This window comes from Streptomyces sp. NPDC047072 (assembly GCF_040643855.1).
GTDB lineage: Bacteria > Actinomycetota > Actinomycetes > Streptomycetales > Streptomycetaceae > Streptomyces.
The window spans coordinates 40,109-53,864 of sequence record NZ_JBEYVC010000006.1 but is presented as its reverse complement, the minus strand read 5'-3'; the positions used below and the strand labels follow the sequence as shown (position 1 = coordinate 53,864).

The window sequence follows — 13,756 nt, the reverse complement described above, 5'->3', positions numbered from 1 at the left end:
GTCGATGCGCGGAGCCCTGGCCGCGCCGTTAGCGTGAGGTCATGATCCGGTTCGAGCAGGTCAGCAAGCGGTACGCGGACGGGACGACGGCGGTCGACGACCTGAGTTTCGAGGTGTCCGAGGGCGAGCTGGTGACGCTCGTGGGCCCGTCCGGCTGCGGCAAGACGACGACCATGATGATGGTCAACCGGCTGATCGAACCGACCTCGGGACGGATCCTCGTGAACGGCGAGGACATCGCCAGGGTGGACCCGGTGCGGCTGCGCAGGCGCATCGGCTACGTCATCCAGCAGGTAGGGCTCTTCCCGCACCGCACGATTCTCGACAACACGGCGACCGTGCCGTCGCTGGTGGGCTGGAAGCGGGCGAAGGCCCGGGCGCGCGCCGCCGAGCTGCTGGATCTGGTGGGCCTGGATCCGAAGACGTACGGGGCGCGCTATCCGGAGCAGTTGTCGGGCGGTCAGCGGCAGCGGGTCGGCGTGGCGCGGGCGCTGGCCGCCGATCCGCCGGTGCTGCTGATGGACGAGCCGTTCGGCGCCGTGGACCCGGTGGTGCGGGAGCAGCTGCAGGAAGAGTTCCTGCGGATGCAGGCCGCGGTGCGCAAGACGGTGCTGCTGGTCACCCACGACATCGAGGAGGCCGTCCGGCTCGGTGACCGCATCGCCGTGTACGGGCAGGGGCGGATCGAGCAGTTCGACACGCCCGGGTCGGTGCTCGGGCGGCCCGCCACGCCGTATGTCGCCGAGTTCGTGGGCGCCGACCGGGGGCTGAAGCGGCTGTCGGTCACGGCGATCGAGCCGGACGACCTGGAGCAGCCGCCGGTCGCCCGCGTGGACGAGCCCGCTGCGCGGGCGGCCGAGCGGCTGCGGGCGGAGGGTGCGCGCTGGGCGGTGGTGCTGGACCCGGCCGGTGATCTGCACGGATGGGTGGGCATCGACGACCTCGAAGGAAGCCGTACGGTCGGTGAGCTCGCCCACCGGATGAACGCCTGGGTGCCGGTGGGTGCCCCCTTGAAGCAGGCGTTCGGTGTGATGCTCCAGCACGACGCCGGCTGGGTCGCCGTGCTGGACGGTTCGCGCTTCCTCGGTGTGCTGACACCGGCGAAGCTGCACGAGGCGCTCCGCCGGTCGGTGGACGCGGACGCGCTGGGCGTGTCGCGCGGTCAGGTGGACTTCGAATCGGTCGCGGACGCGTGATCAGTTGGTCTTGGTGCCCTTCGCGGCCGTGTCCCGCCGGAGGAGCCCGAAGGCCCAGCGTTCGTTGAACCCCGCGACGAATCCGATGGCGCACCAGAAGCCCCAGAACTCCGTACCCGTGCCGGCCGCGCTCCCGGCCCCCGCGGCACCGCACACCTGGGCCGTCGTGGCCGGCACTTCGAACACCGGCACGATCCCCCCGCTGAGCACGAAGTAGACGGCCACCGCGAGGATCCAGCCGACGATCACGCGATACACCCCTTCGTGGCGCATACGCCGGGCCAGTTGCCGGCCGGGTACGGCTCCGCTCCCCGACCCGGCCGCCTGCCGCTGTGCCAGTTCGTCGGCGCTCAGCCGCAGCCGGCCCAGGACGCTGAGGACGGCCCCGAAGGCTCCCACCCCGCCCGCGGCGAACGCGCCGAGCAGACCCCAGCGGTCACCGCAGTCGAGGGTGATGCCGAGCAGGGCGAGGGCGGGCCGGCCGGCGAGGAGGGGCAGCGCCAGCAGCAGAGTGCCCGTGGCGGCTCCCAGTCCCAGGCCGATGTTCAGCCCCCGGCTCACCGCGCTCGCCCGGTCCTGGTCCAACCACCCCTCGATGTCGGTGAGTTCCCGGTCGAGGTACTCGCAGACCAGGTCGCCGGGCGGCCGGGGCTCCGCGAGCACATTGCGCAGGGCGGCCCGCAGCGCGTGCTCCACGCTCCGCCGGGTGCACCGCTCGAACGCCCGCTGCGCGGCACCCAGTACCCGCTGCATCCGTATGTTCTGCGCGGGACAGGTCGCGCAGAACTCCTTGTACGCGTGATCGTCCTCGGTGCGGACGAGGTCCGCCAGACTCTTCGGCCGCTGTTCCGCCTCCGCGCCCTCGTACAGCTCTCTCACTCGACGCCACCATCGGCGTCCCCCGTAGTTGTCCCCCATGAACCGGGTGTACCGGGCATTGCGGGCGCCGGGAAGCCCTCCGCCCGCACCAGTACGGTCACCGACGTCACGGAGGCGTCACCTCAGCGGGCCGTCCAGGCGGAGCCTCAGGTGTAGACGAGCGGGCAGTTGCGGCGGATCGAGTGCTGGGCGGCGCGCAGGTACATCGCCACGTAGAAGGCGGCGTCCAGGTCGTCGCCCCACGGTCCCGGTCGTGCGGCGGCCGTGTCCTTCGCCGGGCCGTCCAGGAACCACATGGTCAGGTCGAGGTTGTCGCAGGTCCCGGGTATCAGATCGAGGGGCAACCGCACGGCCTCGGCGAGTCGTTGCGCCAGGGGCAGGAGCTGTGGGGCTCCGGCCACGACCGTGGTCTCCGAGTACGCGGACTCGACGGAGAGCTCGACCGGCGTGTCGAGCGACACCGGCACCAGCACGGACCAGTCGAGAAAGGCCTCCGCGTCGGAGGGCCCCAGATGCTCGCGGATCAAGCCGAGGAAACCGTCCATGGACGGCACCAGCTTCTCCTCGAAGGAGAGCCCCGACCCTCGTATCGACCGCTCCGGCTCCTCCGGCAGAGACTCGTACGGCGACAGTCCGCGGCGGCGCAACTCCTCGTTCAACCCGGCGGTAACAGCCCCCTGCCCCTCCTCCTCCCCATCGTCGAACCACTCCCGCGCCCCCACACTCACCAGATAGATCCCCATGCCCGCAACGTACAGGCCCCCACTGACAACGCCCCCGTCTCACCTCAGCAGACCCTTCTCCTCCAGGTAGTCCCGGGCCACGTCCGACGCCAACCGCCGCCAGCTGTCGACCTGTTGGTTCATGGACGCGAGGTCGGCCGTGGTCAGTACGTCGTTGAGACGGCTCAGCGCCTCGGTTACTCCCTGGGCCCCCGCCCGGGACCGGTTGACCACCGGCACCACATAGTCCGCGTTCTGGAGATGCCTGTCGTCGGCCAGCAGCACCAGGCCGAAGTCGTCCAGCGTGGCGTCCGTCGTGGTGGTGAGGACCATCTGGTCCCGCCCGCTCTGCACGGCCCGCTTCGCCTGGGTCGTCCCGACACCCTTGGGATCTACGGCCGTGATGGCGATTCCGTAGACCTTCTTCAACCCCGGTTCGCAGTACGGCCGTTGCACGCACTCGTCGCCCGCCGCGAGCCGCACCTTCAGCCCCGACTCCCCGAGATCACTCAGCGTCCTGAGCCGGTGCCGCCGGGCATAGGCGGCCCCCACCGCGAACGCGTTCTGGTCGACCGCCCGGCCGGGGTCCAGGACGGTCAGCCCCCTCGGCGTCGCGAGCTTCCGCAACGCCTTCATCGTCGCGTCCAGGTCGGGCGAGCCGACCGGCGTCGCGTCGGCGCCGTTGGTCTTGGCGTTCAGCCAGTCCGCGAAGGTGGCCGCGTACTCCGGCACGACGTCGATCTGACCGGCCTCCAGGGCGGGTTCGTACAGCTCGCGGTTGGCGACGGTGAGCAGGGAGGTCTTGTACCCGGCCTGCTTCAGCAACAGGGAGTACATCTGGGCGAGCAGGTCGCTCTCGGTGAACCCGGCGGATCCGATGGTCAGGTGGTGGCTGTCGCCGGGCGGTGCGGTGACCTCGCCCCGGGCCTCCAGGGAGGGGCCGGTCGAGCAGCCGGTCAGCAGGAGGGCGGCGACCAGGACAGCCCGTACGCACTTCATCGCGTCCCCCTCGCCCGACGGGGCACGAGTCGCTCGGCCGTCTCGAAGACGCCCTCCACGATCAGGGCGAACACGGCGACCAGGACCGCACCCGCCACCACCTGGGGCGTACTGGCCAGGTTGAACCCGGCGGTGATGATCCGCCCGAGCCCTCCCCCGCCGGCCAGCGCGGCGATGGTGGCGGTGGCGACGAGCTGGACGGCGGCGATCCGGACGCCGTTCAGGAGCAGGGGTAGCGAAAGGGGCAGTTCCACGTGAAACATCACCTGTCGCCCGGTCATGCCCATCCCCCGCGCCGCCTGCACGATGCTGCGGTCGACCTCGCGCATGCCGACGTACGCGTTGGTGAGCAGCGGCGGTACGGCGAACAGCACGAGCGCGACGACGGTCGGGCCCTCGCCCCAGTCGCCCACGGGGGTGAGGAGGAGCAGGACTAGGACGGCGAAGGTGGGGACCGCGCGGCCGATGTTGGAGATGTTGACGGCCAGGGCGCCACCCTTGCCCAGATGGCCCAGGACGACGGCGACCGGCAGGGCGATCAGACAGCTGACCACCAGGCAGACGAGGGTGAGGACGAGATGCTGCAGGAGCCGGTGCCAGATGCCGTCCTCACCGGCCCAGTGGGCGGAGTCGGCGAGCCAGTCCCAGGCGTCGGTCAGCGTGTGCATCCGCGCCCCCTCCGCATCCGCCTCGCGCTCCTCATCCGCGCCCCGCTCTGGTCCATGGAGTCATCAGCCGCTGCACGCCGAGCAGCAGCAGGTCCGCCACCACCGCGATCACCACGCACAGCACCGACGCGGTCAGCACCTGTGCCTTGAAGTAGGTGTTCATACCGGCGTAGATCAGGTTCCCGAGCCCGCCGAAGCCGACGATCGCGCCGACCGTCACCAGGGAGACCGCCGAGACGGTGGCGATGCGCAGTCCGGCCATCGCGGCGGGCAGGGCGAGAGGCAGCTCGACGGTGAGAAGGAGGCGGATCGGGCCGTAGCCCATGCCGCGTGCGGCCTGCCGGGTCTCCTCGGGGACCGCCCGCAGTCCGGCGAGGATGTTCCGCACGAGCAGGGTCAGCGAGTAGAGCACGAGTCCGGCGACGACGAGGCTCGCGGAGAGGCCGTACACGGGCAGGAGCAGGGAGAACATCGCCAGGGACGGAATCGTGTAGAGCACGGTCGTGACGGCGAGGACGGGGCCGGCCGTCCAGCCCCAGCGGCGCGCGAGCACCGCCAGGGGCAGGGCGAGGGCCAGTCCGAGGAGCACCGAGACCGTGGTCAGCTGGAGGTGCTGGAGCACCGCGTCCCACAGGATGTGGCGGCGGCTGCTCAGGTACTCACCGCAGATCCACTCGTTGCGCGCGAGGCAGTCGTCGGGAGGTGCGGTCACTCCTCCATTGCACTGGGCGGGCCGGGACGGCGGCGCGTTGTGGTGGCCCGTACGGGGGTGTGGTCAGACCTCGGTGAGCAGCATGGTGGGCAGGTTCTCGTGGAGGATCCGGTCCCGGGGCAGGGTGAGTCCGAAGTGCTCCTGGAGGACCTCCAGCGAGGTCCGGTGGACGGTACGGCGGTCGAGGTCGTGGTCGGGGAGGCCGGCCGCGGTCAGCCGGTCCTGGACGGCCGAGGCCACGTCGGGGTCGCCCCGGACGCCGTCGTAGCCCCAGGATCCGTCCAGGTGCAGGTTGAACGCGCACATCAGGGTCTCGTCGTGCGAGTAGCCGAACTGCGGGGGCACCGGCTTGCCGTTCTCCTCCTCGAACTCCAGGTGGTAGACGTGCAGTCCGCCCCGGTCGACCGGTCGGGCTCCGCGCCCGAACTCCGCTTGCCAGCCGCCGTACTTGATGACGTACGACCATGCGTCGAGTTCGCCGTGGCGCAGGGCGATCGCGGCGAGGGGGTCGTCGTAGAGGCCGTTCATCAGATCCTCGGCCTGGCGGCCGGTGAGTTCGCCGATCGAGCGGGCTCTGCGGGGTCTGAAGGTGGTCTCGGCGACTCGTCGCGCCAGCGACTCCGACTCCAGGTCGGGGGCGATCACCACGCTGTAGCCGCCCCAGGCGATGGACTGCGGTTCGGCGAGCCAGGCTATTCCGTCGGTCATGACGATCACCCTGTCGTATCCGGCCCGGGGGTGTCACTGAGTACACCCCGCAAGACGGTGTCTGCGCCCCATGTGCCCTGTCCGCCTGCTCCGTAGCGTCTTCTGCGAGGCACACGGAGTGCCGGACGGAGGGTGATGACGATGTTTCGCACAGGCTCACGGCGTACGGACGACACGGGATCCGCCGCCGAGGCGCTGCGGCTGGTCAAGGTCACCAAGAGCTACGGCACGCAGGAGAGCCGGGTGACCGCGCTGGACGGGGTCACGCTCGCCCTCGGCCGGGGCACCTTCACCGCGGTGATGGGGCCGTCGGGTTCGGGCAAGTCCACGCTGCTCCAGTGCGCGGCGGGGCTCGACCGGCCCGACAGCGGGCTGGTGCGGGTGGACGGGAGGGACCTGACGGGCGGCGGCGAGGCCGAGCTGACGAAGTTCCGGCGCGGGCGGGTGGGGTTCGTGTTCCAGCAGTACAACCTGCTGGAGACGCTGACGGTCGCGCAGAACACGGTGCTCCCGCTCAAGCTCGCCGGGCGGCGCGTCGACCGGCGCCGGGTCCGGGAGGTGCTGACGGCGGTCGGGCTCGGTGACCGGCTCGGCCATCGGCCGGACCAGCTCTCCGGCGGTCAGCGGCAGCGCGTGGCGATCGCCCGCGCGCTGGTCGCGGAGCCCCGGGTGATCTTCGCGGACGAGCCGACCGGCGCCCTGGACACCCGCAGCGCGCGGGATGTGCTGCGGCTGCTCCAGGAGGCGGTGCGGGTGCACGGGCGGACCGTGGTGATGGTGACGCACGACCCGGTCGCCGCCTCCTACGCCGACACCGTGCTGTTCCTGGCCGACGGCCGGCTCGCCGGCCACATGGACGCCCCGACCCCGGACGCGGTGGCCGAGCGCCTCGCGCACCTGGGCGACGACGTGACGGTGGGGGTGTGAGCGATGTTCGTACTGGCGATGCGGTCGATCCGGCGGCGGCCCGGACGGTTCCTGGCGACCCTGCTTGCCGCCTTCCTGGGCGCGGCGATCACCATGACGTTCAACTCCCTTTACGACACGGCCGGTCAGGCGGGTGTCGACGCGCGGAGCGAGGAGACGCTGACCACGTCGGCGAGCGTGGTCGGCGGGTACGGCACGCTCCTGGTGTTCTTCGCGGTGGCCTCCACCCTGACGGTCAACGTCCGCCAGCGAGCGGGTGAGGTGGAGTTGCTGCGCTGCTCGGGGGCGACTCCCGCGCAGATCAAACGGATGGTGGTGGGCGAGGCGGTGGCGGTCGCGCTCGTCGGTGCCGTGGCGGCGATCGTCCCGGCGATGCTGGGCGGGCGGGTGCTGCTGGACGTCTTCCAGGACAGCGGGCAGGTCGCGGACTCCGTCGACCACTCCTTCGGTTCGGTGGCGCTGATGTCCGGCGTGTCCATCACGCTGATCGCGTCCGCGGGTGCCGCGTTCCTCGCCGTCCGGCGGGCGACGCGCGGGGACCGGCGGCGGGGCCGGGCGCGGACGGTCCTCGCCTACGCGGCCCTGGGGCTCGGTGCTCTGTCGGCCACCTCCACCTTCGCCTTCTCGGCGACGGACGAGGCGCTCATGGCGACACCGGCGTACGGGGCGATCCTGCTGTCGGTGGGGTTCGCGCTGCTCTCGCCGCGGCTGTTGAAAGGCGTGCTGGACCGGCTGCCGCTGACCGGGGCGAGCGGCTGGCTGGCCGTGCGGAACCTGCGTCGACGGGCGGATCACCTCGCCGGGGTGCTCATGTCGTTGATCCTGTTCACAGCCGTGTCCCTCGCGACGCTGTACATGCAGGGCGTGGACAGCGACGCCGTCGAGGCGTCGGGGGCGGTCAAGACGGTCGACGCGAAGAACCTGGAGACACTGAACCTCACGGTGGTCGGCATCATCGTGGTGTTCGTCTGCGTCATGCTGGTCAACTCGCTGTACGCGGCGACCAGTTACCGCGGCCGGGAGTTCGGCCAGCAGCGTCTCGCGGGGGCGACGCCGGGCCAGGTGCTGCGCACGGTGGGCACGGAGGGGCTGATCCTCACGGCGACCGGTCTGTTCTTCGGAGCGCTCGCGGCGCTGGCCGGGATCATCCCTTACACCGTGGTCCGTACCGACTCGGTGCCGCCCCATCAGGGGCTGGGCATCTGGTGGGCGGTGGCGTCGATCGCGGCGGCCGCGACGATCGGGACGAGCCTGGCCACGGCACGCAGGGTGCTGCGGGCTCCGGCGGTGACGCTGGCGGCGTGAACCCCACGGAGGACGAAGGGCGGCCACTTCCGGTGGCCGCCCTCTGCCGCGTCCCGGCCGCGGCCATCAGCTCACGGCCGTGTCCCTCACCTCCCGGACCACGTGACAGCCAGGGTGAACAAGCGCTTAGATAGTGAGTGGACACGAGTTCGCACCGCGCTGGAGGCCCCGTTGTTGTTCACTTCCGTCGACGACGTCTCCGCACGCCTCGCCGAGACCGGCTACCTCGCCTCCCCCGCCGTCGCCACGACCGTCTTCCTCGCCGACCGGCTCGGCAAGCCGCTCCTGGTGGAGGGCCCCGCCGGGGTCGGCAAGACGGAGCTGGCCAAGGCCGTGGCCCAGGTCGCCGAAGCCCGGCTGGTCCGGCTCCAGTGCTACGAGGGCGTGGACGAGTCCCGGGCGCTGTACGAGTGGAACCACGCCAAGCAGCTGCTGCGTATCAGCGCGGGCCGCGACGAGACCTGGGACGAGACGCGCACGGACATCTTCAGCGAGGAGTTCCTGCTCACCCGCCCCCTGCTGACGGCGATCCGGGGCGACGAGCCCAAGGTGCTGCTGATCGACGAGACCGACAAGGCGGACGTCGAGGTCGAGGGCCTGCTCCTGGAGGTGCTCAGCGACTTCCAGGTCACGGTGCCCGAGCTGGGCACGATCACCGCGTCCCGCCGCCCCTTCGTCGTCCTCACCTCCAACGCGAGCCGTGAACTCTCCGAGGCCCTGCGCCGCCGCTGTCTGTTCCTGCACATCGGGTTCCCCGAGGAGGAGCTGGAGCGGCGGATCGTACGGCTGAAGGTGCCCGGCCTCGACGAGGCGCTGGCCAGGTCGGTGGTCCGGGTCGTCGGTGCGCTGCGGGCCATGGACCTGCGCAAGGTGCCGTCCGTCGCGGAGACCATCGACTGGGCGCGCACCCTGCTGGCGCTCGGCGCGGACTCCCTCGACGAGACGGTCGTACGAGACACCCTGGGCGTTCTCCTCAAGCACCAGGACGACATCCTCAAGGCCGGGGCCAAGCTCGACCTGGACGCGGTGTGAGCACCGCCGAGCGGCTCACCTCCCTGGTCGGGGCGCTGCGGGCGCACGGTGTCCGGATCGGGACCGGCGAGACCGTGGACGCGGCGCAGGCGGTGGAGGCGCTGGGGTTCGCGGACCGCGAGCGGCTGCGGGAGGGCCTGGCGGCGACGCTGCTGCACGGTCCGGCTCAACGGCAGGTGTTCGACCCGGTCTTCGATCTGTACTTCCCGGGGAGCGTGGGAGCGCCCGGCGAGGGGACCACCGACCGTGACGACCTGCGCGAGCGGCTCGCGGCCGCGCTCGCCGCCGACGACCGGGGCCTGATGGCCCGGTTGGCGATCGAGGCGGTCGACGGTTTCGGCGGCTACGGCAACTCCCCCACCACGGACGGCTGGTCGTCGTACCAGGTCCTCGACCGGCTGCGCCCGCAGACGCTGCTCGCGCGGGTCCGCGACTCCGTCCGGGGGCAGCAGGGCATGTCCGGGTTCACGGACCGGCTGCTGGAGGACGAGATCCGGCGGCGCATCGACGCCTTCCGGGCGCTGGTGGCGACCGAGGCGCGGCGGCGGGTCGCCGAGCGGCGCGACCGGGACCAGCTCGCCCGGCGGGCGGTGGCGACGACCACCGACCGGGTGGACTTCCTGTTCGCCGGGAAGGACCGGCTGGCCGAACTGCGGCGCACGGTCCAGCCGTTGGCGCGCAAGCTCGCCACCCGACTCGCGGCCCGGCGGCGTCGTGCGGCGCGCGGGAGCATCGATCTACGGCGGACCCTGCGCGGTTCGCTGTCGACGGGCGGGGTGCCGATGAAGCCGGTGCTGCGCCGGCGCCGGCCCGCCCGGCCCGAACTGGTGCTGCTGTGCGACGTGTCGGGCTCGGTTTCGGGGTTCTCGGACTTCACGATGCTGCTGGTGCAGGCGCTGCACGACCAGTTCAGCAAGGTGCGGGTGTTCGCCTTCGTCAACCGGCTCGACGAGGTGACCGGGCTCCTGGAACACGGGGCGGCCGACGCGGAGGGGCTCGGCGCCCGCATCCGGGCCGAGGCCACGCTCACGGGCTGGCACGGCAGCAGCGACTACGGTGTCGCGCTGGGCGAGTTCGCGCAGCGCTACGGCGACGCGGTGGGTCCGCGCACGACCGTGTTCGTCCTGGGTGACGCCCGCACCAACATGAGCGACCCGAACCTCCCCGCGGTCCGCGAGATCACCGAACGGGCCCGCCGCGTCTACTGGTTGAACCCGGAGGCCCGCCCCCAGTGGGGCACGGGCGACTCCGCCGCGTACGAGTACGCCGACCTGGTCGAGATGCACGAGTGCCGCAACGCCCGGCAGTTGAGCATCCTGGTGGGACGGCTGCTGCCGATCTGAGGTGGCCGGCATGCACTCCGGTGACCGGCAGGAAGGGTGGCAAGCGGCACGGGATGCCCTACTCTCCGAAGCAGGGAGGGGGTCCCATGAAGGCAGTGGTCCAGGACCGGTACGGCTCGGCGGACGCACTGGAGTTGAGGGAGGTCGACCAGCCGGTGCCCGGGCCGGGCGAGGTGCTGGTGAAGGTGCACGCGTCTTCCGTCAACGCCTACGACTGGCACTTCATGCACGGCGATCCGAAGATCGCGCGGCTGTCGATGGGACTGCGCGCGCCGAGGACGAGGATCCGCGGCCGGGACTTCGCGGGCCGCGTCGAGGCGCTCGGCGCCGGGGTCACGGGACTGCGGCCCGGGGACGAGGTGTACGGCGAGGCGAACGGCGCCTTCGCCGAGTACGTGTGCGCCCGCGACTCCGAGACCGACCTGAAGCCCGCGAACCTCACCTTCGAGGAGGCGGCGGCGATCCCCTTGGCGGCGAACACCGCGCTGATCGGCCTGCGGGACGTGGCCCCGCTCAAACCGGGCCAGAGCCTGCTGGTCAACGGGGCGTCGGGAGGCGTCGGCCCCTTCGCCGTACAGCTCGGCAAGGTGTACGGCGCGGAGGTCACCGCCGTGTGCGGCGAACGGAACGCCGACCTCGTCCGCTCACTCGGCGCCGACCACGTCATCGACTACCGGCAGGAGGACTTCACCCGCTCGGGGATCCGGTACGACGTCGTCCTGGACCTGGTCGGCAACCACTCCCTCACCGCTTTCCGCCGCGCCGTCACCCCCACCGGAGCGCTGGTGCTGTCCGGCGGGGGCGTCTACGAGGGCGGCAGTCTCGTCGGCCCGATGGCGCTGTTCATCCGGCGCCGTCTGGTGGCACGCTTCGCCGGCCAACGGCTGCTGGAGATCGCCGCGAAGGCCGACAAGCGGAACCTCCGGGAGCTGCGGGAACTCGCCGAGGCCGGAAAGATCACCCCGGTCGTGGAGCGTGTCTATCCGCTGAGCGAGGCGGCCGAGGCCCTCCGGCACCACGTGGTGGAACACGCGCGCTCGAAGATCGTCATCGCCGTCTGAGAGACGGTGAGCCAGCCCCGCCCGTCAGCCCTTCTTCGCGTAGTCCTTCGCCATGCCGCCCGCGAAGTCGTACACCACGCACTGCTCGTCGCCGACGACCCACGCGTCGTGCCCGGGCGCGACCACGAAGACATCTCCGGGGCCCACTTCGCCCTCGGCGCCGTCGGTCATGGCGATGTGCATCCGGCCCTGGACCACATAGCCGTTGTGGTGGACCTCGCAGCTGCTGGTGCCCGCGATCGGCGCCACGGACTCGGACCAGCGCCAGCCCGGCTCGAAGGTGCCCACGGCGAAGTCCAGTCCGCTCATGTGGACGGCTTCGAGGTGGCCGCGGGGGAAATCGCGGCGCTCGTCCGGCTTGTCGAGCGTCTTGACCTCAAACATGACGACTCTCCCTTCCGACCGCACATCACGGCCGAGGCGTCGGCACCACTGGAGGCCGCGCCCCACCACTCCATCGTCCGCCCGTCCAGTCGGGGCCGCCATTCGAGTGACGGCGCGGAGACAGTACGGGGCGACCCCACCCACCCCCCTCTCCTGACCCGCTACTCCCCACCCCCGCACAGAGACGCGAACCGCTCCGCATCCACATTCCCCCCGGACACGATCACCCCGACACGCGCAGGCACATCACCCACCCTCCCGGCAAGCAGCGCAGCCAGCGCACTCGCCCCACTCGGCTCCACGACCATCTTCAGCCGCTCGAACGCGAACCGCATGGCCTCCCGGATCTCCTCGTCGGACACCAAGGCGATCGAGTCGACCAACCGCCGGTTCACGGAGAACGTCAGCTCCCCCGGCTCATGCAACGCCTGCCCGTCCGCAATGGTCTTCGGCACCGGGACACTCACCCGCCGCCCCTCCTCCAGCGACCGCTTGGTGTCGTCCCCCGCCTCCGGCTCCACGCCGATCATGCGGATCCCCGGAAACCGCCCCTTGGCGACGGTCGCACTCCCCGCCATCAGCCCACCACCCCCGACGGGCACGAGCAGCGCACCCAACTCCCCCACCTCGTCAAGCAGTTCGAGCGCGGCCGTCCCCTGCCCCGCCATGACGTGCGGATGCTCGTACGGCGGGATCAACGCGAGCCCCCGCTCGGCCGCCACCCCCTCCGCCACCGCGACGCGATCCTCGGCGTACCGGTCGTACGTGACGACCTCCGCGCCGTACCCCTCCGTCGCCGCCCGCTTGGAACGCGGCGCGTCCTCGGGCATGACGATCACCGCGGTCGTCCCGAGTTCCCGCGCGGCCAGCGCGACGGCCTGCGCGTGGTTCCCGGAGGAGTACGCGGCGACGCCCCGGGCCAGCTGGTCCGGGCTCAGCCGGGAGACCGCGTTGTAGGCGCCGCGGAACTTGAAGGCACCGACACGCTGGAAGTTCTCGCACTTGAGGTGGACCTCGGCGCCGACCAGGGCGTCGAGGGTGCGGGAGCGCAGCACCGGAGTGCGGTGCGCGACGCCCTTGAGGCGGGCGGCCGCGTCGAGGACGTCGTCGAGGGTGACCGGCGGGACGGTGGTCGGCACGGGTGACCTCCGGTTTCAGGTCTGTTTGCGGGACTGGGAGAGGTAGCTGTAGGCGGAGGCGCGGGAGATGCCGAGCCGCCCGGCCACCTGCTCGATCGCGCGCCGTACGGCGAAGACGCCCCGCTCGTCGAGGCTGCGGAACAGCTCGAGTCGTCCGGCGCGGTCGAGCAGCGCCCAGGACTGGTGCCGATGGGCGTCGAGCATGACGTCGACCACGGAGTCGATGTCGTCGCCGAAGGTGGTGACGGGCGGTTCGGCGGGGGTCGCGCCGACGCCGGCGAGCGCGCCGAGCAGGGCGTGGACCTCGCTCGCGGCGGTGACGTCGACGTTGACACACAGGGCGCCGAAGACCGCGCCGCCGGAGTCCCGCAGCAGGATCGTCGACGACTTGACCAGCCGCCCGGTGCCGGTGCGGGTGACGTAGTTGAGCTCGTCGGCGGCCTCGTCGCCGCGGGCGACCATCCGCATCCCGATCTGGCTCATCGCCCCGCCCACCGAACGCCCGGTGACCGAGCCGGCGAGGGCGACCACCGACTTCTCCGGCTGCCGGTAGTCGTGCAGCACCACTTCACACACCGGTCCGAAGGTCGCCGCGATCCCGTCGACGACAGGGGTCAGCGCGGCGATGATCGCGTTCCGTTCGGCTTCCATCGCAACCTCCCGTCCTCTCTTCGCAAAATC

At 71.5% G+C, this 13,756-nt stretch carries 15 protein-coding genes; 6 read left to right on the top strand and 9 right to left on the bottom strand.

Annotated elements, in window-relative coordinates:
- Window positions 1-41: 41 nt before the first annotated feature.
- Window positions 42-1,196 carry a betaine/proline/choline family ABC transporter ATP-binding protein gene (locus tag ABZ896_RS04160; protein WP_360921576.1) on the top strand — a complete coding sequence of 385 codons (1,155 nt, stop codon included), beginning with the start codon at window positions 42-44 and terminating at the stop codon, window positions 1,194-1,196.
- Here the strand turns inward: ABZ896_RS04160 and ABZ896_RS04155 are convergent, their stop codons facing one another.
- From ABZ896_RS04155 to ABZ896_RS04130, 6 genes are all read right to left on the bottom strand, one after another.
- Entirely contained in the window at window positions 1,197-2,075 is an 879-nt protein-coding gene (locus ABZ896_RS04155) for a hypothetical protein (protein ID WP_360921573.1), read from the bottom strand.
- A 146-nt stretch (window positions 2,076-2,221) separates the two neighbouring features.
- Window positions 2,222-2,818, bottom strand: a complete 597-nt coding sequence (locus ABZ896_RS04150; RefSeq protein WP_360921570.1) for a hypothetical protein — start codon at window positions 2,816-2,818, stop codon at window positions 2,222-2,224.
- Window positions 2,819-2,857: 39 nt separating this feature from the next.
- Entirely contained in the window at window positions 2,858-3,796 is a 939-nt protein-coding gene (locus tag ABZ896_RS04145) for an ABC transporter substrate-binding protein (RefSeq protein WP_360921567.1), read from the bottom strand.
- Window positions 3,793-4,464: an ABC transporter permease subunit gene (locus ABZ896_RS04140; RefSeq protein ID WP_360921563.1), complete on the bottom strand. Its 672-nt coding sequence runs from the start codon at window positions 4,462-4,464 to the stop codon at window positions 3,793-3,795. The genes ABZ896_RS04145 and ABZ896_RS04140 overlap by 4 nt, the downstream gene beginning before the upstream one ends.
- A gap of 31 nt (window positions 4,465-4,495) precedes the next feature.
- Window positions 4,496-5,176 (bottom strand): ABC transporter permease, encoded by a 681-nt coding sequence (locus ABZ896_RS04135; RefSeq protein ID WP_360921560.1) that lies wholly within the window; start codon window positions 5,174-5,176, stop codon window positions 4,496-4,498.
- Between the two features lie 63 nt (window positions 5,177-5,239).
- Window positions 5,240-5,884: a hypothetical protein gene (locus ABZ896_RS04130; protein WP_360921557.1), complete on the bottom strand. Its 645-nt coding sequence runs from the start codon at window positions 5,882-5,884 to the stop codon at window positions 5,240-5,242.
- A 141-nt stretch (window positions 5,885-6,025) separates the two neighbouring features.
- Between ABZ896_RS04130 and ABZ896_RS04125 the strand changes: the two genes are divergently transcribed.
- The 5 genes from ABZ896_RS04125 (at window position 6,026) to ABZ896_RS04105 (ending at window position 11,552) form a co-directional block, all read left to right on the top strand.
- Window positions 6,026-6,811 carry an ABC transporter ATP-binding protein gene (locus ABZ896_RS04125; protein ID WP_360921554.1) on the top strand — a complete coding sequence of 262 codons (786 nt, stop codon included), beginning with the start codon at window positions 6,026-6,028 and terminating at the stop codon, window positions 6,809-6,811.
- A gap of 3 nt (window positions 6,812-6,814) precedes the next feature.
- Complete coding sequence (locus ABZ896_RS04120; protein WP_360921551.1) at window positions 6,815-8,116, top strand: FtsX-like permease family protein; 1,302 nt, start codon at window positions 6,815-6,817, stop codon at window positions 8,114-8,116.
- 174 nt (window positions 8,117-8,290) lie between these two features.
- Complete coding sequence (locus tag ABZ896_RS04115; protein WP_360921831.1) at window positions 8,291-9,148, top strand: MoxR family ATPase; 858 nt, start codon at window positions 8,291-8,293, stop codon at window positions 9,146-9,148.
- On the top strand, window positions 9,145-10,491 hold the full coding sequence (locus ABZ896_RS04110) for a VWA domain-containing protein (protein WP_360921547.1): 1,347 nt from the start codon (window positions 9,145-9,147) through the stop codon (window positions 10,489-10,491). The genes ABZ896_RS04115 and ABZ896_RS04110 overlap by 4 nt, the downstream gene beginning before the upstream one ends.
- 86 nt (window positions 10,492-10,577) lie before the next feature.
- The gene (locus tag ABZ896_RS04105) at window positions 10,578-11,552 is read left to right on the top strand and encodes an NAD(P)-dependent alcohol dehydrogenase (protein ID WP_360921543.1); all 975 of its coding nucleotides are present in this window, start codon (window positions 10,578-10,580) and stop codon (window positions 11,550-11,552) included.
- A gap of 24 nt (window positions 11,553-11,576) precedes the next feature.
- Here ABZ896_RS04105 and ABZ896_RS04100 read toward each other — a convergent pair whose 3' ends face one another.
- From ABZ896_RS04100 to ABZ896_RS04090, 3 genes are all read right to left on the bottom strand, one after another.
- Window positions 11,577-11,936 carry a cupin domain-containing protein gene (locus ABZ896_RS04100; RefSeq protein WP_360921540.1) on the bottom strand — a complete coding sequence of 120 codons (360 nt, stop codon included), beginning with the start codon at window positions 11,934-11,936 and terminating at the stop codon, window positions 11,577-11,579.
- Window positions 11,937-12,097: 161 nt separating this feature from the next.
- Window positions 12,098-13,075, bottom strand: a complete 978-nt coding sequence (locus ABZ896_RS04095; RefSeq protein WP_360921537.1) for a pyridoxal-phosphate dependent enzyme — start codon at window positions 13,073-13,075, stop codon at window positions 12,098-12,100.
- A gap of 15 nt (window positions 13,076-13,090) precedes the next feature.
- Window positions 13,091-13,726: a PAS domain-containing protein gene (locus tag ABZ896_RS04090; protein WP_360921534.1), complete on the bottom strand. Its 636-nt coding sequence runs from the start codon at window positions 13,724-13,726 to the stop codon at window positions 13,091-13,093.
- Between the last annotated feature and the right edge of the window lie 30 nt (window positions 13,727-13,756).

Coding starts and splice junctions, on each gene's coding strand:
- ABZ896_RS04150 (WP_360921570.1), bottom strand. CDS start 2,818: ATGGGGATCTATCTGGTGAGTGTGGGGGCGCGGGAGTGGTTCGACGAT.
- ABZ896_RS04160 (WP_360921576.1), top strand. CDS start 42: ATGATCCGGTTCGAGCAGGTCAGCAAGCGGTACGCGGACGGGACGACG.
- ABZ896_RS04105 (WP_360921543.1), top strand. CDS start 10,578: ATGAAGGCAGTGGTCCAGGACCGGTACGGCTCGGCGGACGCACTGGAG.
- ABZ896_RS04125 (WP_360921554.1), top strand. CDS start 6,026: ATGTTTCGCACAGGCTCACGGCGTACGGACGACACGGGATCCGCCGCC.
- ABZ896_RS04130 (WP_360921557.1), bottom strand. CDS start 5,884: ATGACCGACGGAATAGCCTGGCTCGCCGAACCGCAGTCCATCGCCTGG.
- ABZ896_RS04120 (WP_360921551.1), top strand. CDS start 6,815: ATGTTCGTACTGGCGATGCGGTCGATCCGGCGGCGGCCCGGACGGTTC.
- ABZ896_RS04145 (WP_360921567.1), bottom strand. CDS start 3,796: ATGAAGTGCGTACGGGCTGTCCTGGTCGCCGCCCTCCTGCTGACCGGC.
- ABZ896_RS04100 (WP_360921540.1), bottom strand. CDS start 11,936: ATGTTTGAGGTCAAGACGCTCGACAAGCCGGACGAGCGCCGCGATTTC.
- ABZ896_RS04140 (WP_360921563.1), bottom strand. CDS start 4,464: ATGCACACGCTGACCGACGCCTGGGACTGGCTCGCCGACTCCGCCCAC.
- ABZ896_RS04090 (WP_360921534.1), bottom strand. CDS start 13,726: ATGGAAGCCGAACGGAACGCGATCATCGCCGCGCTGACCCCTGTCGTC.